Origin of the sequence: Nocardia sp. GP40, assembly GCF_050434125.1 — a bacterium.
In the GTDB taxonomy this organism is placed as follows: domain Bacteria; phylum Actinomycetota; class Actinomycetes; order Mycobacteriales; family Mycobacteriaceae; genus Nocardia; species Nocardia albiluteola.
Window position 1 is genome coordinate 75796 of sequence record NZ_JBNPVW010000002.1, and the last position, 22589, is coordinate 98384.

Genomic DNA, 22589 nt, shown 5'->3' on the forward strand with positions numbered 1-22589 from the left:
CACCCCGCCGATCTCCACTACCGTCGAGGCGTGTTCGGCATCATCCGCCCCTGTAAGCACAGACTGGGCGCAGAGTTGAGTTCCGCGTGGATGGCGCAGCTGTGCGGGCTCTGCCTGGCGCTGCGCGACGACCACGGCCAGGCCGCCCGCATGGCCACCAACTACGACGGCCTGGTCATCTCGGCGCTGGTCGATGCGCAGGCGCCCCGGGCCACCCGCCGCGCCGCCGGGCCCTGCCCCCTGCGCGCCATGCGCACCGCCGACGTCGCCACCGGCGACAGCGTGCGGCTGGCCGCCACGGTATCGCTGGTGCTGGCCGCGGCGAAGGTGCGCGACCATGTCGAGGACGGCGACGGCGTCGCGGGGACGGCGGGCGTGCGGCCCGCCGCCCGGCGCATCGCCGAGCGCTGGGCCCGCCAGGGCGCCGAGACCGGCGCGGGCTTGGGCTTCGACACCGCGGTCCTGCTGGACGCGGTGGACCGGCAGCTCGCCGTCGAGGCCGCCGCCGGACCGCAGACCACCCTGCTCGAGCTCACCGAACCGACCGAGGCCGCCACCGCGGCGGCGTTCGGGCACACCGCGATCCTGTCCGGGCGGCCCGGCAACGAGGGCGCACTGATCGAGGCCGGCCGGCTGTTCGGCCGCATCGCGCATCTGGTCGACGCCGCCGAGGATCTGCACGAGGACTTCACGCACGGCAAGTGGAATCCGCTGGTGGCCACGGGAACCGCCGCCGAGGAGACCCACCGGCTGTGCACCGACGCGCTGCTGGGCATCGAATTGGCGCTGGCCGAGGTCGAATTCACCGATGGGCGGCTGGTGCACCGGCTGCTGACCAAGGAACTGGGCCGGTCGGTGCACCGCACCTTCAAGCACTCGGATCACGAGAGCTGCCGCGGCGATTCCACCATCGTCAACCGGCGCGGTCGCCGCGGCCGATACGGCCCGCCGCCGCCCGGATACGGCTACCCGCCGCCGCAGGGCTACTACCCGCCGCCCGGATACGGCTACGGTCCCCCGCCCCGCCGCCGCAGCGGATTCTGCCTGCCGTTCTGCGAGGGCATCGCCTGCTGCGAGTGCTGCCGGTGCAGCGAGGATTGCTGCTGCTGCACCTGCGAGGGCTGCGAATGCTGCGGGGACGGCTGCTGCGACTGCTGAATTCCGCTGGGATGCAGCGGATATCGGGTGCACGGTAAGGGCGAACCGAACAGCGGCAGGCGTGTGGAGCCCCTCAGGCGGAGTGACCCTCGAAGGTCGGGCTCCAGACACCGCGTCCAGGCGGGCGCGCGAGCTCGATGCGCAGGCGGTACGAGCCGGTAGCTCCGACTAGGCGGAGTGGCTGTCGAAAGTCACACGCTCCCAGGCCACCTCGTCCAGACGGGCGCGGTCGCCGGCGGCCCACGCCCAGATCAGATCGGCGACCCGCTGCGGATCGGTAAGGGTGGCGCCGAAGTGCTTGTCGGCGCTGCCATCCCGGTATTCGAGGGTGTAATCGTCCGGGCCGTTGCGGTAGGTCTGGATATAGACCTCGGGGGCGCTCGCCACGATCAGATACGGCCCGGGCTCGGCGAGCGCGGGAATCCACTCGTCAACGAGTTTCCTTGTAAGATACGGGAATTCACCGGCTCCGCCGTGGGTCACCGCGATGTCGACGCGTCCGGCCGGGTCGATCAGCCAGCTCAGCTGCGGATCGAAGATCGCATAGTCGCGCGGCGTGGCCAGCTCGAACAGCAGCCCGCGCACGTGGCCGATCGCGTCGTAGGGGCTCGGGACGTGCAGCGTCGCGCCCGCGCCGTCGCCACCCACGTCCGCCGACAGGAAGCTGTCGGATTCGGGCCGCTCGGAGTTGCGCCGGATGAGCTCGGCCGCGATCGCCGCGACCGGCTCGGATTCCGGCCTGCCCTGCTGAGTGGTCAGATACTCCTCGACCTCGGCGGGCGTCGAGGCGACGCCGGACGGCAGCAGTACGTGGTCGTAACTCACCCGGCCAGGCTACGCGGCCGCCTGCGGGTCCCCGACACCGCGCACCCGCACCCGCCCGCCACGTCGAAGCAGTCGACGATGAAGCTGTGGCGGGACCGGTCGCCGTCGTAGCAGTTGTCGCCCTCCGTGCAATCCACCGACCAGTCGGTGTGCACGATCAGCGTGCCGTGACAGTGGTCGAGCGCCGAATCGCAGGACGTACAGACCCTCGTGCGCACAAGACCTCCTCCAGAGAGATGCTCGCATCCGGTCTACCACTCGAACACCCGTTCCGCCGCCCCTTTTCGCGTGTCGGGTCCGCGTGTCCCTACTGATTGGTGAGCGCCAGCCGCCCGGCCAGGGCGAGGAAGGACAGCCCGAACACCCGCCGCATCCATGCCGTGATCGCCGGACGATCGATGACATGCCTGCGCACGGCGGCGGCGAAGATGCCGTAGAGCGCGAACACCACGAAGGTCACCAGCATGAAAACGCCACTGAGCCAGAGCATCTGCGGAACGGCGTGGGCCGAGTGGGTATTCACGAACTGCGGCAGGAATGCGAAGAAGAAGATCGACAGCTTCGGGTTCAGCAGGTTGATCAGGATCGCCGACCCGATCACCCTCAGTCCCGAGGGGGCGGCGCCCGGCTCCGGCTCGACCGCGAGGGATCCCTTGTCCCGGAAGGTATTCCATGCCATGTACAACAGGTAGAGCACGCCGAGATACTTCAGCGTCGCGAAGGCGACCGCACTGGTGTTGAGCAGCGCGGCCAGGCCGGTGATCGCGGCGAGCAACTGCGGGACGATCCCGAGCGTGCAGCCGAACGCCGCGACGACGGCGGCTCTGGCGCCGCGCTGCAGCCCGGCGGCCAGGGTGTAGAGCGCCCCGGTACCCGGGGTGACGACGATGACGAGGGTGGTAATGAGAAAGGCAAGGCTCATTACCCGGAGAGTAACCGGAATCGCCCTGCCTGCCTAGGCCCGAAATGCCCGGCCGCCGAACGCACTACCCGCTCACGCCTACAGCGCGCGGCGACCGGACAGCGCCCGGCCCAGTGTCAGCTCGTCGGCGAATTCGAGGTCGCCGCCCATCGGCAGGCCCGAGGCCAGGCGAGTCACGGCCAGGCCGGGGAAGTCGCGCATCATGCGGACCAGGTAGGTGGCCGTCGCCTCGCCCTCGGTGTTGGGGTCGGTGGCGATGATCACCTCGGTGACGTCCACGCCGTCGGCCTGATTTCCGATGCGCGCCAGCAACTCCCGGATCCGCAGCTGGTCCGGGCCGATGCCGGACAACGGATCCAGCGCGCCGCCCAGCACGTGGTAACGGCCCCGGAACTCGCGGGTGCGCTCGATGGCCTGCACGTCCTTGGGCTCCTCGACCACGCAGATCATGGTGCGGTCGCGGCGCGGATCGGCGCAGATGCGGCACAGCTCGCCGTCGGAGACCGTGCCGCAGACGGCGCAGAACCGCACGCCGTCGCGCACCTTCTGCAGCGCCGCCTGCAGGCGGTCGATCTCCGGCGGCTCCACCGAGAGCAGATGAAACGCGATGCGCTGCGCGCTCTTCGGACCGACGCCGGGCAGCTTGCCCAGCTCGTCGATCAGATCCTGAACCGGACCCTCGTACACCTGCGCCGCCTTTCGATCAGAACGGCAGGCCGGGCACGCCGCCGCCCATGCCACCGGCCAGCGGGCCCAGCTTCTGCGCCGCGAGCTCCTGCGCGCTGGCCATCGCCGCATTGATCGCGCCGACGACGAGATCCTGCAGCGTCTCCACATCCTCGGGGTCGACGACCTTCGGATCGATCTGCAGCGAGGTCACCTCGCCGGTCGCCTTAATCGTGACCTTGACCAGGCCGCCGCCGGCCTCACCCGGCACCTCGGCGGCCGCGATCTCCTCCTGCGCGGCCAGCACGGCCTCCTGCATCTGCTGCGCCTGCGCCAGCAATGCCTGCATATCGAACTGTCCACCGGGCTGCACGGAGGTCCTCTCTGTCATCGCGGAGTTTCCGCCTCCAGGGTAGTCACGGTTCGGTCTACCGCAGCATCGGCGGGGCCCGGGCCACTTACGATCATTGTCACGCCGGGCGATCATCGTGACGGCAGGGATACCTGACGGAGGCAACAATGCGGGTATACAGTCAGCTCTTGCGGTCGGCCCTGATGCGCTTCGCGGCGCTCGCGGGCCTGGCCACCTTGTGTGTCGTTCCAACCACCGTGATGGCGCCGGCCGCACAGGCGGACACCAGCTTCGGCGGCGGCTGCATCCTCTATCCGAACGACCGCATGGCGACGGTGAACGCGCTGCGCACGCAGTGTTCGATCGAGCAGCAGGACAAGATCTTCTTCTCGTCCTCGCGCGGGGACGTCCCGATGGGCGTGACGGACGGCTGGGTGGCTCGTCCGCCCATCATGGAGACGCTGGCGCCGCCGTTCTGGATCGGCAAGACCTTCTACACGGGCCCGAACGGCGGCACGCTGCTGAACCGGATCACCGGCGCGAACATCCCCGGCTTTCCCGCGTACGTCTACTCGGCACCCGAGCGCGTGGACCACCAGCCGGCCTGGATCCTGGACTACGCCCCGTCCGTCACCCCGCAGATCCTCGATGAGATCCGCGAGGTGAGCCCGGGCGTGTGGTTCGGATACTCGTGGTGGCGCGGGGCTTTCGAGACCGCACTGCTGCTGAGCTTCGTGCTCATCGAGCATCGGCCCGCCTGAGCGCGCATCCTCAGCTCAGTGCGCCCTTGAGGTTTTCGAGCACCTGCGCCTGAATCTTCTTCAGCCCCAACGGCGCGAAGATGCCCTCGAAGAAGCCGGGGACGCCGCCGGCGCCCTTCCAGCTGGTGCGCACGGTCACCAGCGAGCCGGTGCCCGACGGCGTCACCGTCCAGGTCGTCACCATGGTCGAATTCGAATCCCGTTCGGTCACGATCGAATCGGACACCGAGATCGTGGCGTGCACGTTGCGGGAACGCTTCTCGGTGGCCTGCAGCGTCCAGTCCGCGACCGTTCCGGCGCCCTTACCACCCTCGACCACCTTGTAATCGCGGTAGTGCGGGGTGAGGATCTGCGGGCGGACCGTCTCGTAATCCGCGATCGCCTCCAGGGTGCGCTGCGGTTCCGCCGGAACGACGATCGAACTGGATGCGCTGACCTGTCCCACAATGAGCTCCTCACTCGAGTCCGCAAATGCGATGGGCACGACGACTGCCGCCGAGCTATGCTACGCCGCGATCCGACGGGTCAGAGTCAACCAGAGTCACCGAAGTCATACGAGGGGACAGTGCGCTACGTCATGCGCCTGCGGTCGATCGTCTTGTTCGCGTTCGGCATTGTGCTCGGCATCGCCATGGTGTTCTTCGGTATCTCGCAGCTGAACAGCCACGGCACGGTCGACTGCGGCGGAACCCAGATGCAGTCGGGCGACCACTGCGTGGAGACCGACAAGCACGGCCACCGCACGGTCCGCACGATCGACGAGCAGAAGTCCGACAACACCGAATCCGGCTGGATCGAAGTGCTGGTGGGCCCGCTGATCAGCATCGGTTGCGGATTCCTGCTGCGCCGGGAACTGATCCGGGCCCGCGGTGGATCCGGCGGGTTCCGCATGCCGATGTTCGATGGCGGCCGCGACATCTCCTCGTTCCAGGCCGACGCGGCGCCGTTTGCCCAGCCCAACGGCCCTGCCGCGCAGCAGAACCCGGGGCAGGCCGGCTACGGGCCCGGACCGTATCCGCCGCAGCCCGTCGCGGCGGCGCCGGGCTACGCGGCCCCGGGCCAGGGTTATCCACAGCCGTACGGCCAGGCCAATCCACAGATGCCACAGGGGCAGGGTTATCCACAGCAGTCCTACGGTGCGCCGCAGGGCTATCCCCAAGCGCCGAACAATCAGGGTTATCCACAGCAGCAGCCCTATCCCCAGCAGGGTGGCAGTCCGCAGCAACACCCCGGATATCCGCCGCAGGGCCAGTACCCGCCCGGGCAGTCGTACTGAGCCGGTGTTCCGGATCGCCGGTTCACACCTCATGGACCCGATAGCTCGAACGATGCCGAACAGATACGGAACGCAGACTCCGATTAAGGCCCGGACCTCCGCATTCCCGTCCGCGCGGTGATCACTCTCCCAATTCGGCCATCCGGGGCATATGCCACCGCGACACGCCGCCGCCGCGCCCCGGCCGCAACTCGATTCCACCCGGAACCACCTTTGCAACCAGCGCTTTCCCCGCCGTGCGCGATCGTGCTCGGCAACATCAACGCAATGCAACAGCTGTGTGAAAAATCGGCGATCCGGGTACCCTCCCGGTCGCCTCGCCCACCCCTGCGCGATAGCGTCTGGGTGTGGCAGTGAGTCTGTTGGGGAAGGCCGGACGCGCACCGGCCGCACACGAGTCGGGATTTGCCGCGCACCGGGCCGGGGTGGACCGCCTGCTGGCCAGCTATCGCGCAATCCCCCGCGATGCGAACATCCGCCTCGCCAAGAAGACCTCGAACCTGTTCCGGGCCCGGGCCAAGACCAACGCGCCAGGTCTGGATGTGTCCGGCCTGACCCGGGTGATCGCGGTCGATCCCCAAGCCCGCACGGCCGACGTCGCCGGGATGACCACCTACGAGGACCTGGTCGCGGCGACCCTGCCGTACGGCCTTGCCCCCCTGGTGGTCCCCCAGCTCAAGACGATCACCCTGGGTGGCGCGGTGACCGGCCTGGGCATCGAGTCCACCTCGTTCCGCAACGGCCTGCCGCACGAATCGGTGCTCGAGATCGACGTGCTCACCGGGGCGGGCGAGATCATCACCGCCACCCCGGACGGCGAGCACGCCGATCTGTTCCGGAGCTTTCCCAACTCCTATGGCACGCTCGGCTATTCGACCCGGCTGAAGATCGAGCTGGAACCCGTGCTGCCCTTCGTGGTGCTGCGGCACGTGCGATTCCACGATCTGCGCGAGCTCGAGGCGGCGATGGCGCAGATCATCGCCGACCGCGCCTACGACGGCGAGCCCGTCGAGTATCTGGACGGCGTCGTATTCACCGCCACGGAAAGCTATCTCGTGCTCGGCCGCCAGACCGACGAGCCCGGGCCGGTGAGCGACTACACCGGCATGGACATCTATTACCGGTCCATCCAGCACAATTCGGCGCAGCCCAAGCGTGACCGGCTCACGATCCACGACTATCTGTGGCGCTGGGACACCGACTGGTTCTGGTGCTCGCGGGCATTCGGTACACAGGATCCGCGCATCCGCCGTTTCTGGCCCCGGCAGTACCGGCGCTCGAGCTTCTACTGGAAGCTGATCGCGCTGGATCACAAGTACGACATCGCCGACAGAATCGAGGCGCGCAAAGGTAACCCGCCGCGCGAGCGCGTGGTGCAGGATATCGAGGTGCCGATCGAACGGACCGCCGAGTTCGTCCAGTGGTTCCTGGACGAGATCCCGATCGAACCGATCTGGCTGTGCCCGTTGCGGTTGCGCGACGATCAGGCGGATCCCGCCTCGCGGCCCTGGCCGCTCTATCCGCTCGAGCCCGCGCGCACCTATGTCAACGTCGGCTTCTGGTCGGCGGTGCCGACCGTTCCCGGCGGGGTCGACGGCGCGGCCAATCGGGCCATCGAGCACAAGGTCTCCGAACTGGACGGCCACAAGTCGCTGTACTCCGATTCCTATTACGACAGGGACGAATTCGCGCAGCTCTACGGCGGAGACGTCTATCCCGAAGTGAAGAAACGATACGACCCCGATCATCGTTTGCTGGATTTGTATTCGAAGGCGGTGCAACGCAAGTGACCACATTCAAGGACCGTTCGGATGTATTCGCGGAGCTGGGAACCAAGCTCAGCATTGCGGAAATCTTCGCGAACCTGGTCGATGGTCCGGTGCCGATCCGGTTCTCCGCACACGACGGCAGCAGCACCGGGCCGGACGATTCGAAGTTCGCGCTCGAGATCCGCAATCCCCGCGGCATCAACTATGTCGCCACCGCACCCGGCGATCTGGGCATGGCCCGCGCCTACATCTCCGGCGACATGGTCGCCGAGGGCATTCATCCGGGCGACCCCTACGAGATCCTGCGGGCGATGGCCGAGCTGAAGTTCAAGCGGCCCTCGGCGCTGGCGCTGGTGACGATCGCTCGCTCGCTCGGCTGGGAGGCTCTCAAGCCGATCGCGCCGCCGCCGCAGGAGACGCTGCCGCGCTGGCGGCGCATCGCGCTCGAGGGACTGCGGCATTCCAAGCAGCGTGACGCCGAGTCGATTCACCACCATTACGACGTCTCCAACACCTTCTACGAGTACGTGCTCGGCCCGTCCATGACCTACACCTGCGCGTGTTACGAGGACGAGGGCCAGACCCTCGAGCAGGCCCAGGAGAACAAGTACCGCCTGGTGTTCGAGAAGCTGAACCTGAAGGCGGGCGACCGGCTGCTCGATATCGGCTGCGGCTGGGGCGGCATGGTGCGCTACGCGGCGGCCCGCGGGGTCAAGGTGATCGGCGCGACGCTCTCGGCCGAACAGGCGGAGTGGGCGCAGCACAAGATCGCCGAGGAGGGCCTCTCGGACCTGGCCGAGGTCCGCCACTCCGACTACCGCGACATACGCGAATCCGACTTCGACGCGGTGTCCTCGATCGGCCTCACCGAGCACATCGGGGTGCAGAACTACCCGTCGTACTTCGGATTCATCAAGGGCAAGCTGCGCGACGGCGGCCTGTTCCTGAACCATTCGATCACCCGGCACGACAACACCCGGACCACCAAGGCGGGCGACTTCATCGACCGCTACGTCTTCCCCGACGGCGAGCTGATCGGCTCGGGCCGCATCATCAGCGACATCCAGAACACCGGCCTCGAGGTAGTGCACGAGGAGAATCTGCGCCCGCACTACGCGCTGACCCTCGCCGAATGGTGCAAGAACCTGGTCGCCAACTGGGATGCGTGCGTCGCGGAGGTCGGGGAGGGCACCGCGAAGGTGTGGGGCCTGTACATGGCCGGCAGCCGACTGGGCTTCGAGCGCAACGTGGTTCAGCTGCACCAGGTGCTGGGCATGAAGCTCGGGGCCGACGAACGCTGGAACGTGCCGCTGCGCCCCTGGTGGAAGCCCTAGCCGCAACAGCGTCTAGAGCGAGTCCAGGAAGCGGTGGGTTTCCTCGGTCATCTCGGAATGCTCTGCGCCCATGACCATTTCGTTGCGCATCGTGTGCAGCAGCGAGAGCACCCCCGGTCCGGCGTCCAGCAGCGGTCTGCTCCAGCCCAATTCGGCGCAGCGGATCACGACCGGCGTGAGCGTGTGGATGGACTCCCCGGTCCAGCCCGCCGCCGACAGGCATTCCGCGAGCAGGATCGCCGAGTCCAACTGTGCACGGGGACGGTCCTGTTCGGCCATCCGGCTGTGCAGCGCCCGGGCCCGTTTCACCGCGGAATCGCCCACGCCCAGCGGTGCGGCCTCCGCGCCGTACAGGGGATCGAAGCCGCCGCTGGCATAATGCCGCGCCAGTAGCGCACGCACGGCGGCGATCTCCTCGGCCTCCGCGCTCAGGGCGGCGGTTCCGGTGGTGTGCCGCAGCGGCCGTGGCCCCGCATCGGCGCCGGAACCGCCCGCGTCGACGCTCAGCGCCAGCCGCAGTTGTTCGGCACGGACATGGGCGGCCAGCCGGATCAGCCTGCGGTCCGCCGCGATTCGTGCCCCCTCGGCCAGCCGGGCGGCGGCGGTCTGACGGTCTCCGCGGGCCGCCTTGACACGCGCGCCCACCACGAATGTGGTGATCATGAAGTCGACCGGGCCGACCCGGGCGATCAGCTCATGACTCTGGTCGAGCAGCCGCTCGGCCGCATCGAGCTCCCCGCGCCGGTAGTTCAGCTCGCCCAGCAGCGCCGCGGCCGCCCGGATCGCGTGCGAGCGTGGTCCCGAACGATCGCGCGCGGTCCGCCAGGCCTGCTCGTAGCAGCGTGTGGCCGTGTCGATATCGAGCTGCTCGTAGGCCGCGGCGCCCTCGTTCAGCAGCCCGAGCACCTCGCCGAGCGGATCCTTCGACCGCTCGTGGTAGGACGTGGCCCAGTCCTGCATCTCCCGGGCCCCGTCGAAATCGAACTCGCACAGCCGCACATACGACAGCAGGTTGGCCGCGGTCGACACCGTCCAGGGCGGCAGCTGGTCGGCCACGGACAGCGGCTCGGAAACCCGTTCGGCCACACCGTCGGTGCGGTCGCGCGCCACCAGCTCGGCGGCGGCCAGCACGGCGGCCTCGCACCGCTGCCGCACGGTGTCGGCATCGGCGGGTGTGGTGCGGGCCAGCATGTTCGTCACCCGGCTCAGCGCGCTGCGGGCGGCGCTGGACTGCTGCAAATTGATATTGGCGCGGGCCAGCGCCAGCATCAGCCGCGAGCGCGTGGCCACCTGCTGCACAGGCAGTTTCGAGACCGAACCCAGCAGCGTGGCCAGCCGCGAGGTGTCGATCAGGTCCATCCCGCCGCCCTCGAGCAGATCCAGCGCCAGCTTCAGGTCCGTGGCCGCCAGCGCGTGGTCGACGGACTTGCGCAGCAGCTGATGCTCGGCGTACCAGCGAGATGCCTTGCGGTGCAGGCCCTTCAGTGCGCCCGGGGATTGCCGCTCGAGCCGCGTGCGCAGTTGCTCGGCGAACAGCGGCGCCAGCCGGAACCAGCCGGGATCGTGGTGGACCGGGCGCAGGAACAGCTCGCGGCGGTGCGCCTGCGCGAGCAGCTCCTCCGCATCGGGCTCGCCGCTGAGCGCACCGGCCAGCGACGCGCAGACCTTTTCGGTGGCCGAGATCGCCATCAGGAAGTTCAGCATGCGCGGTTCGAGGGCATCGAGCACGTTCTCGGTCAGATAGTCGCCGATCGAGGCGTCCGGACCGGACAGGTGCGCGATGAGCTGCTCGGTGTCGACCCTCGACGGCGCGCCCGGACGACCGGCCAGGGCGCGCAGCGACAGGCTCATCAGCTGGATCGCCGCGGGCCAGCCGTCGGTGGCGGCGTAGATGCGCTCCACCTGCGCATCGGACAGCTCGAAACCGTTGCGCTCCACCAGGATTCCGCGCGTCTCCGCCGGTGTCAGGCGCAGCTCGCGGGCGCCGATCTCGACCAGTTCGTCGCGCACCTGCAGGCGGCTCAGTGGCAGGCCGGCCCGCTCGCGGGAGGTGACGACGAATCGCAGATGGTGACATGCGTTGTCCAGCAGCGCATCCATCGCGCGCTGCGCCCCGGCGTCGGTGATCCGGTGCCAGTCTTCGACCACCATGACCACCGGGCGGCCGCCGGCGTGGATCTCGTCGATCAGCGTGGAGATCACATAGGGCGCGGCCTCAGCGGAACGCTCCTCGAGCAGCTGCTCGAGCCCGTCCCCGATCTCCGGATACACCCGCCGGATCGCGTGCACCAGGTGGGCCAGCAGCCACACCTCGTTGTCGTCGTCGCGATCGATTCCTATCCAGGCCACCGTATCTCCGCGCTCGGACAGCTCGGCCTGCCACTGCGCGACCAGGGTACTCTTGCCGAATCCCGCGGGGCCGTGGATGATCGCGAGCCGCCGGCGGCCACCGGCCCGCAGGATCTCCAGCAGGCGCGGCCGCGGGATCGGCTCGCGGGTGGGGGTGGGCGGGCGGAATTTCGTTGCGGCCGTGGGCGGTAGCGCCGTGGTGGGCGGTCGTGCGATGGTTCCGCCCGGGGAGATGCCGGAATCGGACGGCGGCCGCAGCGTCAGCACGCTGCGCTGGCTGCTCATCAGCGAATGTGTCGTATCCCCCTGTGCCCCTTCGGGATCGCCGGCCACGCCCGGTTCCAGCAGCGCCATCTCGTCCTGCGACTGCCCGAGCTCGTGCTGCGCGGACCGCAGCAGCTCGCCCAGCGCCCGCGCCGATTCCGGACGTGCGGCCGGGTCCGGCGACATCGCGAGTTCGATGGCGCCCGCCACGTCGGGGGGGATGTCCTGCTCCCGCAGGTCCGGAACGGGCTGGGTGGTGATGCGCAGGAACTGCGCCACGATCTTCTCCCCCGACTGCCGCTCGTACGCGGCGTGGCCGGTCAGCAGCGCGAACAGCGTCGCGCCCAGGCCGTACACATCCGAGCGGACGGTGGCCTGTTCGCCCTTGAGCACCTCGGGCGCGGTGAAGGCCGGCGAGCCGGTGATCGTGCTGGTGGAGGTCCGGAAGCCGCCGGGAATGTGGGCGATGCCGAAATCGGTCAGCTGCGGCTCGCCGTACCTGCTCAGCAGCACGTTGGCCGGCTTCACGTCCCGGTGCAGCACCTCGACGCGGTGCGCGCTCTCGATCGCACCGGCCAGCTTCACCCCGACCCGCAGCGTATCGGCCCAGCTCAGCGGCCCGCGATCGCGAACCAGCCGCTCCAGCGACCCGTGTACCGCATAGGGCATCACGATGTAGGGCAGGCCATTGGCGGTGACGTCCACCTGCAGCACGTCCACGATGTTGGGATGGCCGGACAGCCGCCCCATGGCGTGCTCCTCGCGCAGGAACCGTTCGCGGCTCTCCTCGTCGATCTCCGAGGACAGGATCTTCACCGCGACGATGCGGCCCAGGGCGCGCTGGGCACAGCGAAACACGACCCCGAAGCCACCGCGCCCGATCTCCTCGGCATCGAACAACCCCATCGCCTCGAGCTCCTCGGCGATATCCAACGGCAGATAGTGCTGGGTGTTCGCCTCAGGGGGAGTACCGGTGCTGTGGATCTTGTCCATGCGTGGATCCATCGCGCACCACCCTCGAACGTCTCCGCTTACCTCCAACGTAGCTCGCGTTACCGCGATGCGTCCGTAATTCCGGTCACGTGTTTCGCCACGTCCCGCGGCACCCGGACGCGGGGATGCGGGCGGTCCGGAACCCGGTGGGATGCCTCGCCCAGCAACGATCCCGGGCCAGGAATCCGTCACCTACGATCCGTCATAGACGGGCGGGAAAGGGAAGTTCTCACATGACGAGCTATCGGGCGCTGCGGGGCATGATCGCTGACGAGCGGCGCGATATCGTGGCGACGCTGCGAACCCTGTCGGACGAAGAGTGGTCGGCGCCGTCGCTGTGTGCGGGGTGGCAGGTCCGGGACGTGGTAGCGCACCTGGCCTCCGACGCGTCGGCACTCACCTACGCCGCCACCACTGTGCGGCAGGGATTCTCACCCGACCGCGTGAACAACGCCCTGGTGCGGCGTCATCGGGCGCTGCCCCGCGCGCAGCTGACCGACCTGCTGGAGGACACCGCCGGCCGGGGCATGCTGGCGACCACCCTGCCCGGCATCATGCTCGCGGACGCGGTAGTGCACCACCAGGACATCCTGCGACCGCTCGGACGCACCCGCCGGATTCCACCCGAGCGGTTGCGGCACGCGATCGCCCACCCGGACCCGTTCGCCTACCCCGGCAGGCGCACCCGGGGCCTGCGGTTCGTGGCGACGGATCTGGACTGGTCATCCGGCTCCGGCCCCGAGGTGCGTGGCACGGGCGAGGCGCTGGCGTTGGCGATCGCGGGCCGTCCCGTCGTGCTCGACGAACTCGACGGCGACGGCGTCCCGGTCCTGCGCGCTCGCATGGAATAGACCGGAGACACTCTCCGGACGCGGCCGGGTGGGTGCACGGTCAGCCGTGATCGCGGGCCGCCGCGTCCAACCGTGCGACTTGCGAACGGAGGTAACGGCTTTCGGGAAGGCTGGTGGTCCGTTGCGCGGCCGCCTCGTAATCCGCACGGGCGGAGGGCAGATGGCCATCCCTCTCGAGCAGATGCGCCCGGACTGCGAGCAGACGATGATTCCCGGACATCCGCCCGTCGGTTTCCAGGGTCGAGAGCAGATCCAAGCCGGCCCGTGGGCCCTGCACCATCGCAAGGGCCACCGCCCGGTTGAGCCTGACCACGGTGGTCGGCCACCTGTTCTCGAGCAACTGGTACAGCATGAGAATCTGCGGCCAATCGGTGTCGCCCGCGCTCGCGGCCTCGCTGTGGACCGCGGCGATGGCGGCCTGGAGCTGATAGGGACCGATGGGCGCGCGCCGCAATGTCCGGTCGAGCAGTGCCGTGCCGGCATCGAGCAGGTCCCGGTCCCAGCGGCCGCGATCCTGGTCGGCGAGCGGGATCAGGGCTCCGTCGGATGCGGTGCGCGCGGCGCGCCGGGCCTCGGTCAGGAGCATGAGCGCGAGCAGTCCCGCCACCTCGCCCTCGGCCGGGAGCAATCGGTGCAGCTCGCGGGTGAGCCGGATGGCCTCGCCGGTCAGGCCGGGGTTGTGCAGATCGGGGCCCGATGTCGCGCTATATCCCTCGTTGAAGATCAGGTAGAGCACCTGCAGTACCACCGGCAGGCGCTCGTCGAGCTCGGGTGCGTCGGCGAAACCCGTCGCCTTGACGGTCTTCTTCGCGCGGCTGATGCGCTGGCCCATCGCCGCCTCCGGGACGAGGAATGCCCGGGCGATCTGGCCGGTGGTCAGTCCGCCCACCGCACGCAGGGTCAGCGCCATCTGCGAGGACGGACTCAACGCGGGATGGCAGCAGAGCAGCAGCAGGAGCAGCGTGTCGTCGCCGTGCGGAGTCTCGTCGTCACCGGGCCCGGGGGCGATCGCCTCGGACGACGGAGCCAGCGTGGCCACGGTGACCTCACGCTGCCGGCGCGCGGCCTCGCTGCGCTGCATGTCGGTGAGGCGGCGGGTGGCCACCGTGATCAGCCATCCCGCCGGGCTGTCGGGAATTCCTCGTTCGGGCCACTGGACCGCGGCCGCGAGCAACGCTTCCTGGGTCGCGTCCTCGCACGGTCCGAATCCGCCGTCCCACCGTACGAGCTGACCGAGGACCTGCGGCGCCAATCGGCGCAGCAGGTCCGCGACGGGTTCGGTTGTCACAGATCCGGACCGGACAGCGTCATGATGGGCCTGACCTCGACGGCTCCGTAACGGGCATCCGGAAAGCGGGCCGCCAGCTCGACCGCGCGTTCCGGGCTGTCGCAGTCCACCACGAAATAACCGGCCAGGTGCTCCTTGGCCTCGAGGAAGGGCCCATCCGTGGCCGCGGGCACCTCGTCGCGCACGCGCACCGTCTTGGTGAGGACCGGATCCGCCAGCGGGGCGTGCTCGCAGAGCTCACCCGACTCGGATATCTCGGTGAGGAGGGCGGCGAACGCACGCATCTGCGCGTCGCGTTCCTCGGGTGATTGCGGCACGTGCTGGTGCAGGAACGTGGGGTGCTCCCAGTTCCTCGGGTTGCTGTAGATCAAGAGCAGGTATTTCAATCCGGTGTCCTTCGGTCCGGCGCCCGGTCGGCGCTTCTGTGGATAAGTCGGAACACGATCGCCGATTTCGACATTCGGTGGTTCCTTGCCGGCGATGTCGAAACCGCGAGTTCGGCTCCGACTCCTTGATGACGGTCGATTCGCGCGAAAGCGAAACGACCACCGAAGATTCCGGAAAGGTTCACAGATGAAGCGATATGTCGTTCTCTACCACGCTCCGCTCTCCGTCGCGGCACGGTTCGCACAGGCGACGCCGGAGCAAGCCGAGCAGGGCGCGCAGCTGTGGATCGACTGGGCACGGCGGATCGGCACCGCCCTGGTCGACCCGGGCAAGCCGCTGGGCAATGCGCATCGGGTCACGCAGGCCGAAATCACCCGGGCGGACAGCACGATCATCGGAATGTCGATTCTGCGGGCGGCGACGATAAACGACGCGCTGGGCATGGTCCGGGACCACCATCACCTGTCTTGGGCGCCGGAGTGCGAGGTCACGATCCTGGAGGAGCAGCCGATACCCGAGCTGCAGTGAGCTGGGCAGTACCTCGGGCCGGGTCGGGGATCAGCGCTTGTCGTCGGATTCGACGGGCCCGGCCTGCTCGTCGAGACGGGCACGCAGCCGGTCTCTGACCTGGTCCGGGGTGTAGGCGCGCCGCTTGCGTTCGGACCGCACGATGACGACTCCGGTCGCCGCGACACCCGCGGCCCCCGCCAATCCGACCACTTTCCACCAGCGCATGCGCCTAGGCTAATCCCGTGCCACGCGAAGCGCCCTCGAGTATCGGTTTGGATGACGCGGTCGAACTCACGCGAACGGGCGATCTGTGGCTGTTCCGTGGGCATTCCGGCGCCGACCGCGCGATCCGGGGCCTGACCAACAGCCCGGTCAACCACGTCGGCATGGCGATCGTCGTCGAGGACCTCCCGGCCCTGATCTGGCACGCCGAGCTCGGCCGCGCGCTACCGGACGTCTGGTCGGGCAACCACCATCGCGGGGCCCAGCTGCACGACCTGCGGGCCGCGGTCCTGCGCTGGACCCACGAGTACGGGCAGCAGGCGTGGCTCCGCCAACTGGATCGTCCGGTGCGCCGCGAGATGGAGGACGCGGCCCTGCGCACGGTGGCCCGCCTGGACGGCATGCCCTTCCCCTCGACGAGCGCCCTGGCGGGCCGCTGGTTCCGTGGCCGGGTACCGCTGCCCCAACGCCCGAAAACCCGTGCGCCCGAGACCAGTCTGGAAAACGCGTACTGCGCCGAAATAGTCGCCATGACCTACCAGGCCATGGGCCTACTGCCCGGCAAGCGCCCCAACCGATACGACCCGGGCAGCTTCTGGAGCGGCGACCACCTGCGGCTGGCCGAGGGCTATCGCCTCGGCGGGGAAATCACGGTAAACGTTCCCGCCCACTGAGGTACAGCTCACGGCGTCAGCACGAGGCGACCGGACAAGCGGCCGGCAGCGAGGCGGGCGTGGGCTTCGGCGGCGGCGTGCAGCGGGAGGGTGTCGGCGACGCGGGCGGTGAGCCCCTGCCCCGCGAGACGGGCGAGCGCTTGCCCGTCGGCGTGAATCCAATGGTGGTGCACCGCGATACCGCGCAACGGGGTCGGATCGGCGCCTCCCACCACGGTGACGAAGCTGCCGCGGTCGCGGACCGCGGCAAGAGCGCGGATGCCGGCCCCGGAGGTGTCGAATGCGGCATACACGCCGCCGGGGACGAGCCGGCGCACCTCGGCCACGAGGTCGGCATCGCGCGACAGAGTCCACTGCGCGCCGATCGATCGGAGAAAGTCCGCATCGGAGCCCTGCGCGATCACCCGAATGCCCTGCTGTGCCGCAAGTTCGACGGCGAAGCCGCCGACGGCGCCGGTCCCGCCCGTCACCAGGAGCGTGTCGCCTTCGGACAGGCCGAGCCGATCGAGCGACTGGGCGGCGGTGAGGCCGTTGAGCGGCAGGGTGGCCGCCTCGACGGCCGAGTGCCCGGGTGGGGCGGCCGCTACCGCGGTGGCGTCGAGCACCAGGTAGTCGGCGTACGCGCCGAACGACACGTCGAGCAGGTCACGCAGTCCGATGACCTGCTGCCCCATGGTGAACCCGTCCACGCCCGGACCGAGCCGGTCGATCTCGCCAGCGACATCCCATCCGATGCCGGTCATCTCGCGCGGCGCCATCAGCCCGGCCTCGGCCAGCGCGCCGGAGCGGGTCGCCAGATCGACCGGGTTGACCGTCGCGGCCGCCACCCTGATCCGGACCTGCCCCTCGCCCGGTTCCGGGATCGCCACGTCGATGATCTGCAACACTTCGGGTCCGCCGTAGCCGCGAGCTACCACGGCTCGCATCAATTCTCGCCTGGTCATGAACGCCACTATTCGGGCGTTACCCTTCACAAGGAAGTACGCACTTCGAAGTGCCCACCGCACCGTGAGGTACCGATGACCACCCGAAACGCATCGCAGCTACGCCTCGAACGCAGCATCGCCTACGACGCCTACCTGGCCGATTGCCCCGCCCGCAAGCTGCTGGACCGGATCTCCGACAAGTGGGTGAGCCTGGCGGTCAACGCGCTGGCCGACGGGCCACAGCGCCACAGCGACCTGCAACGGCGGCTGGCCAGCGTCAGCCAGAAGATGCTCACCCAGACGCTGCGAAACCTGGAACGGGACGGCCTGATCACCCGCACGGTCCAGTCGTCCGTGCCGCCGCGCGTCGACTACGAGCTCACCGCGCTCGGGCGCTCGCTGCTGCCGGTCGTGCAGGCCATCAAGACCTGGGCCGAACAGCACATGGACGAAGTCGAGGCGGCCCGCACGGCTTACGTCGAATGAATCCCGACTCAACACCTTCCCGCACACTGAGCACGAAAACAGCTGCAGGATAACCCGATCCGATCAGCGAGCGAATCCGACGGTGTGAAACCACCACAGCGTCGCGGCTGCCCAAGCAAGCACGAAGGACCCGAAGACGAGCCCACCCAGGACCGGCACCAGCCAGACGGGTGCGTTACGCAGCCGCAATGCCAGCATTTTCGCGGCGAACGCGCCGTAGAAAGCGGTCCCGGCGATCGAGTGCACGACGATCCGCGGCGGAATCCCGGTATCGAGGTGAAACCCGAAGCCGTACAGACAGTAGTAGCCGACCGGCAAGCTCGCACCGAAGGTCAGCACACCCGCAACTCGGTGATACCGATGCACCCATCGCCCCGCACGCCACCGATAAATCCATACGGCCGTGAGCAATTGGGCGACCAACAACACCAGCACCGAGCTGCTCAGATACGCCTTGAAAGTCTGAGGCGCAGAAAACCCCCAAGCGGGCAGCTGTCGAGGAACAGGCCCGACGTGACTGCCGAGCACCCCCAGTGTCACCGCGACCGCGGAACCGCTCAGCAACACCGCCACCGCAATCATTTGACGGACAACAACATTCGGCACGGCAACCGCCGCGCCCGATGTGGTCGGCTTCATACCGGGAGATACGGCAACGAGTTACAGGGCCGTGCACTTGGAGGTGCACCCCGTACTTGGCGCCCAGCTCGTCCGCGCGAGCGAGCACGGCTTCGCGGCCGCTCAGTAAGCGACAACGTTCGGTCTCGCAGCGGCGACCGCCGCAGCTCCGCGCAATTGCCAGTACCGTTATCCCATGGCCAGCAGGGGTGGGATCAGATCGACCAGCGGTCGCCCCTGATGGAGATGTCCCTCGCGTTCCAAGGCGGTTCATCTCAACTCCTCGAAGTCACTGTGATGTGCGGGGGTTGATGTCCGCGTCGACAGGTGACGCGTCCCGTATAAACGCCCCCGGCCCGGACCACGCAGGGTGATCCGGGCCGGTTGTGCGGTAACGCTATTCGCTACTTACGCAGCGAAGCAGGCACCTGGAAACGCTCGCCGTACTTGGCGGCCAGCTCGTCGGCGCGGGCCACGAAGGCCTCCTGGCCGCCCGGGTAACCCACGATGAACTGGTGCACGCCACCGGTCCAGGCCGGGTAGCCGATGCCGAAGATCGAGCCGATGTTGGCATCCGCGGTCGAGGTCAGCACGCCCTCGTCGAAGCACTTCTGGGTCTCGATCGCCTCGATGAACAGCTGGCGGTCGATCAGGTCCTGGAAGGGAACCTTATCCTCGGTGCTGGTCTTGAAGTGCTCGCGCAGGCCCGACCACAGGCCCAGGCGCTTGCCGTTCTCGTCGTACTCGTAGAAGCCCGCCTTCTCCAGACGACCCGGGCGACCCTCACCGACCATGTAGTCGATGACGTCCTGCGCCGGATGCCGCTTGGCGCCCAGGGTGTTGTCACCCTTCTCGGCCGCCTCCAGGCTCTCCTTGGCGATCTTCTGCATGAGCTTCATGTTCAGCTCGTCCGAGAGCTGCAGCGGCGCAGCGGGGTAGCCCGCCTGCAGACCCGACTGCTCGATGGTCTGCGGGTCGATGCCCTCGTTCAGCATCGAGATCGCCTCGTTGACGAACGTGCCGATCACGCGCGAGGTGAAGAAGCCGCGGCTGTCGTTGACCACGATCGGGGTCTTGCGGATCGCCAGGGTGTAGTCGAACACCCGGGCCAGCGCCTCGTCGGAGGTCTTCTCGCCCTTGATGATCTCCACCAGCGGCATCTTGTCGACCGGGGAGAAGAAGTGGATACCGATGAAGTCGCTCTCGCGCTTCACGCCGGTGGCCAGCTCGGTGATCGGCAGGGTGGAGGTGTTCGAGCCCAGCAGCGCGTCGGGCAGGACGATGTCCTCGATCTCCTGGAACACCTTGTGCTTGAGCTCGGTGTTCTCGAAGACGGCCTCGATCACGAAGTCGACACCCTCGAGATCCTTGGCCTCGGCGGTCGGGTGGATGCGGTCCAGCAGCGCCTTGGACTTCTCCTCGGTGGTCTTGCCACGCGAGAGCGCCTTGGCCTCGATCTTCTCCGAGTAGTTCTTGCCGCGGTCGGCCGCCTCCTGCGAGACGTCCTTCAGCACGACCTCGTAGCCGGCCTTGGCGGAGACGTACGCGATGCCCGCGCCCATCATGCCCGCGCCCAGCACGCCGACCTTCTTGATCTCGCGCTTGGGCACGTCCTTCGGACGCGAACCACCGTTGTTGATGGTCTGCAGGTCGAAGAAGAACGCCTGGATCATGTTCTTCGCGACCGGGCCGGTCAGCAGGTTCACGAAGTAGCGCGACTCGATCAGCGAGGCATTGTCGAAGTCGACCTGGGCGCCCTCGATCGCGGCCGACAGAATGTTCTTCGGCGCCGGCATGTTCGCGCCCTTGAGCTGCTTGCGCAGGTTGGCCGGGAAGGCCGGGAGGTTCGCGGCGAGCGCGGGGGTGGACGGGGTGCCGCCGGGGATCTTGTAGCCCTTGACATCCCAGGGCTGCACGCCCTTGTCCGGGTTGGCCTTGATCCACGCCTTGGCCGCGGGGACCAGCTCCTCGATCGAGCCGACGACCTCGTCGACCAGGCCGATGCCCTTGGCCTTGTTCGCGTCGTACTCGTTGCCCTGCAACAGGATCTGCAGCAGCGCGGTCTGCAGGCCGAACTTGCGCACGGTGCGGGTGACGCCGCCACCGGCGGGCAGCAGGCCCAGCTTCACCTCGGGCAGGCCCAGCTTGAGGCCCTTCACGTCGGCCGCGATGCGGTAGTGGGTGGCGAGGGTGATCTCCAGGCCGCCGCCCAGGGCCGCGCCGTTGATCGCGGACACGACCGGCTTGCCCAGCTGCTCGAGGCGGCGCAACGCACCCTTGATCTCGCCCAGCTCCGCCATGATGGCCGCCGCGTCGTCCGGGCCGGTCTTCATCATGTTTTTGAGGTCGCCGCCGGCGAAGAAGGTCTTCTTCGCCGAGGTGATGACGACACCGGTGATGTCGTCCTTCTCGGCCTCGAGGCGCTCCACGGTGGCCAGCATCGAGCTCTTGTAGAGCTCGTTCATCGTGTTGGCGCCCTGGTTGGGGTCGTCCATGGTCAGCACGACGATGCCGTCGGAGTCCTTCTCCCAGGCAATCATGTTGTCGGTCATAGTTTTTGGGTCTCCTGAAGGAAGTCTGGGTCTGGTTAGACGCGCTCGATGATGGTGGCCACGCCCATGCCGCCGCCGATGCACAGGGTCACCAGGGCGTAGCGGGCGTTGCGGCGCTCCAGCTCGTCGACCATGGTGCCGGTGATCATCGCGCCGGTGGCGCCCAGCGGGTGGCCCATCGCAATGGCGCCGCCGTTGACGTTCAGCTTCTCGTTCGGGATCTGCAGATCCTTCTGGAACTTCAGCACGACCGAGGCGAAGGCCTCGTTGATCTCGAACAGGTCGATGTCGTCGACTGTCAGGCCGGCCTTGGCCATCGCCTTCTGCGCGGCCGGGGTCGGGCCGGTCAGCATGATGGTCGGGTCGGCGCCGCTGATGCCGACCGAGACGATGCGGGCGCGCGGGGTCAGGCCCGAGGCCTTACCGGCCTCCTCGCTGCCGATCAGGACCATCGCGGCGCCGTCGACGATGCCCGAGCTGTTGCCGCCGTGGTGCACGTGGTTGATCTTCTCCACGAAGTGGTACCTCTGCAGCGCCACCGCGTCGAAGCCGCCCATCTCGCCGATGCCGGCGAAGGAGGGGTTCAGCTTGCCCAGATCGGCGGCGGTGGTGCCGGGGCGCATGTGCTCGTCGCGATCCAGCACCGTCAGGCCGTTGAGGTCCTTGACCGGGACGACGGACTTGGCGAAGTAACCGCCGGTCCAGGCCGCCGCGGCGCGCTCCTGCGACTGCACGGCGTAGGCGTCGACGTCGTCGCGGGAGAAGCCCTCGATGGTCGCGATCAGGTCGGCGGAGATGCCCTGCGGAACGATGTAGCTCTCGTAGCTGGTCTTGGGGTCCATGAACATGGCGCCGCCGTCGGAGCCCATCGGCACGCGGGACATGGACTCGACGCCACCGGCCAGGACCAGGTCGTCGAAGCCCGAGCGAACCTTCTGGGCGGCCAGGTTGACGGCCTCGAGGCCCGAGGCGCAGAAGCGGTTGATCTGCACGCCGCCGACGGTGTCCGGCAGGCCGGCGGTCAGCACGGTGGTCCGGGCGATATCGGCGCCCTGGTCACCCACCGGGGAGACGACACCCAGGATGATGTCCGAGATGCGATCCTCGTCGAGGTTCGGGAAGCGGTTACGCAGCTCCTGCACCAGACCGGTCGTCAGATCGATCGGCTTGACCGAGTGCAGCGTGCCCTTCTTGTTGCGGCCGCGCGGGGTGCGGATGGCCTCGAAAATGTAGGCCTCTGTGGTCATAACGGAGTTCTTCCTTCCTTAAGGTGCCCCGACACCGCGCACTGCGGCACCGGGAGCAGGTAAACCTCGCCGACCGGCCGTGGGACCGACCCGCTCGAGTTGGCAGGCAACGCCCCGGGCCCCGCGCGTGCGCGCAGGTGGGTACTGCCCCGGACACGT

23 protein-coding genes are annotated in these 22589 nt (G+C 68.4%); 9 read left to right on the forward strand and 14 right to left on the reverse strand.

What is annotated here, in order from left to right; genetic code table 11:
• Positions 1 to 30: 30 nt before the first annotated feature.
• On the forward strand, positions 31 to 1158 hold the full coding sequence (locus tag ABH933_RS04845) for a DUF5685 family protein (protein WP_429417953.1): 1128 nt from the start codon (positions 31 to 33) through the stop codon (positions 1156 to 1158).
• A gap of 168 nt (positions 1159 to 1326) precedes the next feature.
• Here the strand turns inward: ABH933_RS04845 and ABH933_RS04850 are convergent, their stop codons facing one another.
• The 5 genes from ABH933_RS04850 to ABH933_RS04870 all read right to left on the reverse strand — a co-directional run bounded on the left by ABH933_RS04850 (position 1327) and on the right by ABH933_RS04870 (position 3944).
• Complete coding sequence (locus ABH933_RS04850; RefSeq protein ID WP_429417955.1) at positions 1327 to 1983, reverse strand: hypothetical protein; 657 nt, start codon at positions 1981 to 1983, stop codon at positions 1327 to 1329.
• The gene (locus ABH933_RS04855) at positions 1980 to 2201 is read right to left on the reverse strand and encodes a hypothetical protein (RefSeq protein ID WP_215915268.1); all 222 of its coding nucleotides are present in this window, start codon (positions 2199 to 2201) and stop codon (positions 1980 to 1982) included. Before ABH933_RS04855 ends, ABH933_RS04850 begins: the two co-directional genes overlap by 4 nt.
• An 89-nt stretch (positions 2202 to 2290) precedes the next feature.
• Positions 2291 to 2905: a LysE family translocator gene (locus tag ABH933_RS04860; RefSeq protein ID WP_429417957.1), complete on the reverse strand. Its 615-nt coding sequence runs from the start codon at positions 2903 to 2905 to the stop codon at positions 2291 to 2293.
• 78 nt (positions 2906 to 2983) lie between these two features.
• Positions 2984 to 3592, reverse strand: a complete 609-nt coding sequence (gene recR, locus ABH933_RS04865) for a recombination mediator RecR (protein WP_429417959.1) — start codon at positions 3590 to 3592, stop codon at positions 2984 to 2986.
• Between the two features lie 16 nt (positions 3593 to 3608).
• The gene (locus ABH933_RS04870; RefSeq protein ID WP_215915892.1) at positions 3609 to 3944 is read right to left on the reverse strand and encodes a YbaB/EbfC family nucleoid-associated protein; all 336 of its coding nucleotides are present in this window, start codon (positions 3942 to 3944) and stop codon (positions 3609 to 3611) included.
• Between the two features lie 146 nt (positions 3945 to 4090).
• On the opposite strand from ABH933_RS04870, the gene ABH933_RS04875 reads away from it, so the two are divergent.
• Positions 4091 to 4684, forward strand: coding sequence for a hypothetical protein (locus tag ABH933_RS04875; RefSeq protein ID WP_429417961.1), 594 nt, complete (start codon positions 4091 to 4093; stop codon positions 4682 to 4684).
• Between the two features lie 10 nt (positions 4685 to 4694).
• Here the strand turns inward: ABH933_RS04875 and ABH933_RS04880 are convergent, their stop codons facing one another.
• Complete coding sequence (locus tag ABH933_RS04880; RefSeq protein WP_215915264.1) at positions 4695 to 5129, reverse strand: SRPBCC family protein; 435 nt, start codon at positions 5127 to 5129, stop codon at positions 4695 to 4697.
• 120 nt (positions 5130 to 5249) lie between these two features.
• Here ABH933_RS04880 and ABH933_RS04885 point away from each other — a divergent pair, with 120 nt between their 5' ends.
• The 3 genes from ABH933_RS04885 (at position 5250) to ABH933_RS04895 (ending at position 9063) form a co-directional block, all read left to right on the forward strand.
• Positions 5250 to 5960, forward strand: a complete 711-nt coding sequence (locus ABH933_RS04885) for a hypothetical protein (protein ID WP_429417963.1) — start codon at positions 5250 to 5252, stop codon at positions 5958 to 5960.
• Between the two features lie 353 nt (positions 5961 to 6313).
• Positions 6314 to 7750 carry an FAD-binding oxidoreductase gene (locus tag ABH933_RS04890; RefSeq protein WP_429419166.1) on the forward strand — a complete coding sequence of 479 codons (1437 nt, stop codon included), beginning with the start codon at positions 6314 to 6316 and terminating at the stop codon, positions 7748 to 7750.
• A complete protein-coding gene (locus ABH933_RS04895; protein WP_429417965.1) occupies positions 7747 to 9063 on the forward strand; it encodes a class I SAM-dependent methyltransferase in 1317 nt (438 codons plus the stop codon). Before ABH933_RS04890 ends, ABH933_RS04895 begins: the two co-directional genes overlap by 4 nt.
• A gap of 12 nt (positions 9064 to 9075) precedes the next feature.
• On the opposite strand, the gene ABH933_RS04900 is transcribed toward ABH933_RS04895, so the two are convergent.
• Complete coding sequence (locus ABH933_RS04900) at positions 9076 to 12681, reverse strand: protein kinase domain-containing protein (protein ID WP_429417967.1); 3606 nt, start codon at positions 12679 to 12681, stop codon at positions 9076 to 9078.
• A 221-nt stretch (positions 12682 to 12902) separates the two neighbouring features.
• Between ABH933_RS04900 and ABH933_RS04905 the strand changes: the two genes are divergently transcribed.
• On the forward strand, positions 12903 to 13520 hold the full coding sequence (locus ABH933_RS04905) for a maleylpyruvate isomerase family mycothiol-dependent enzyme (RefSeq protein ID WP_429417969.1): 618 nt from the start codon (positions 12903 to 12905) through the stop codon (positions 13518 to 13520).
• Between the two features lie 40 nt (positions 13521 to 13560).
• Here ABH933_RS04905 and ABH933_RS04910 read toward each other — a convergent pair whose 3' ends face one another.
• Together ABH933_RS04910 and ABH933_RS04915 are read right to left on the reverse strand one after the other, a co-directional pair.
• Positions 13561 to 14808, reverse strand: a complete 1248-nt coding sequence (locus tag ABH933_RS04910) for an RNA polymerase sigma factor (protein WP_429417971.1) — start codon at positions 14806 to 14808, stop codon at positions 13561 to 13563.
• A complete protein-coding gene (locus tag ABH933_RS04915) occupies positions 14805 to 15194 on the reverse strand; it encodes a YciI family protein (protein WP_429417973.1) in 390 nt (129 codons plus the stop codon). Before ABH933_RS04915 ends, ABH933_RS04910 begins: the two co-directional genes overlap by 4 nt.
• Positions 15195 to 15381: 187 nt before the next feature.
• Between ABH933_RS04915 and ABH933_RS04920 the strand changes: the two genes are divergently transcribed.
• Positions 15382 to 15723, forward strand: coding sequence for a hypothetical protein (locus ABH933_RS04920; protein ID WP_429417975.1), 342 nt, complete (start codon positions 15382 to 15384; stop codon positions 15721 to 15723).
• A 30-nt stretch (positions 15724 to 15753) separates the two neighbouring features.
• Here the strand turns inward: ABH933_RS04920 and ABH933_RS04925 are convergent, their stop codons facing one another.
• Entirely contained in the window at positions 15754 to 15930 is a 177-nt protein-coding gene (locus ABH933_RS04925) for a hypothetical protein (RefSeq protein WP_429417977.1), read from the reverse strand.
• 17 nt (positions 15931 to 15947) lie between these two features.
• On the opposite strand from ABH933_RS04925, the gene ABH933_RS04930 reads away from it, so the two are divergent.
• Positions 15948 to 16601, forward strand: coding sequence for a hypothetical protein (locus tag ABH933_RS04930; protein WP_429417979.1), 654 nt, complete (start codon positions 15948 to 15950; stop codon positions 16599 to 16601).
• 8 nt (positions 16602 to 16609) lie between these two features.
• Here ABH933_RS04930 and ABH933_RS04935 read toward each other — a convergent pair whose 3' ends face one another.
• A complete protein-coding gene (locus ABH933_RS04935; RefSeq protein ID WP_429417981.1) occupies positions 16610 to 17545 on the reverse strand; it encodes an NADP-dependent oxidoreductase in 936 nt (311 codons plus the stop codon).
• 75 nt (positions 17546 to 17620) lie between these two features.
• Here ABH933_RS04935 and ABH933_RS04940 point away from each other — a divergent pair, with 75 nt between their 5' ends.
• On the forward strand, positions 17621 to 18013 hold the full coding sequence (locus ABH933_RS04940; protein ID WP_429417982.1) for a winged helix-turn-helix transcriptional regulator: 393 nt from the start codon (positions 17621 to 17623) through the stop codon (positions 18011 to 18013).
• Between the two features lie 63 nt (positions 18014 to 18076).
• Here the strand turns inward: ABH933_RS04940 and ABH933_RS04945 are convergent, their stop codons facing one another.
• The 3 genes from ABH933_RS04945 to ABH933_RS04955 all read right to left on the reverse strand — a co-directional run bounded on the left by ABH933_RS04945 (position 18077) and on the right by ABH933_RS04955 (position 22430).
• Positions 18077 to 18586: a DUF6529 family protein gene (locus ABH933_RS04945; RefSeq protein WP_429417984.1), complete on the reverse strand. Its 510-nt coding sequence runs from the start codon at positions 18584 to 18586 to the stop codon at positions 18077 to 18079.
• 449 nt (positions 18587 to 19035) lie between these two features.
• Complete coding sequence (locus ABH933_RS04950) at positions 19036 to 21183, reverse strand: 3-hydroxyacyl-CoA dehydrogenase NAD-binding domain-containing protein (RefSeq protein ID WP_429417986.1); 2148 nt, start codon at positions 21181 to 21183, stop codon at positions 19036 to 19038.
• 35 nt (positions 21184 to 21218) lie between these two features.
• On the reverse strand, positions 21219 to 22430 hold the full coding sequence (locus ABH933_RS04955; protein ID WP_429417988.1) for an acetyl-CoA C-acetyltransferase: 1212 nt from the start codon (positions 22428 to 22430) through the stop codon (positions 21219 to 21221).
• Between the last annotated feature and the right edge of the window lie 159 nt (positions 22431 to 22589).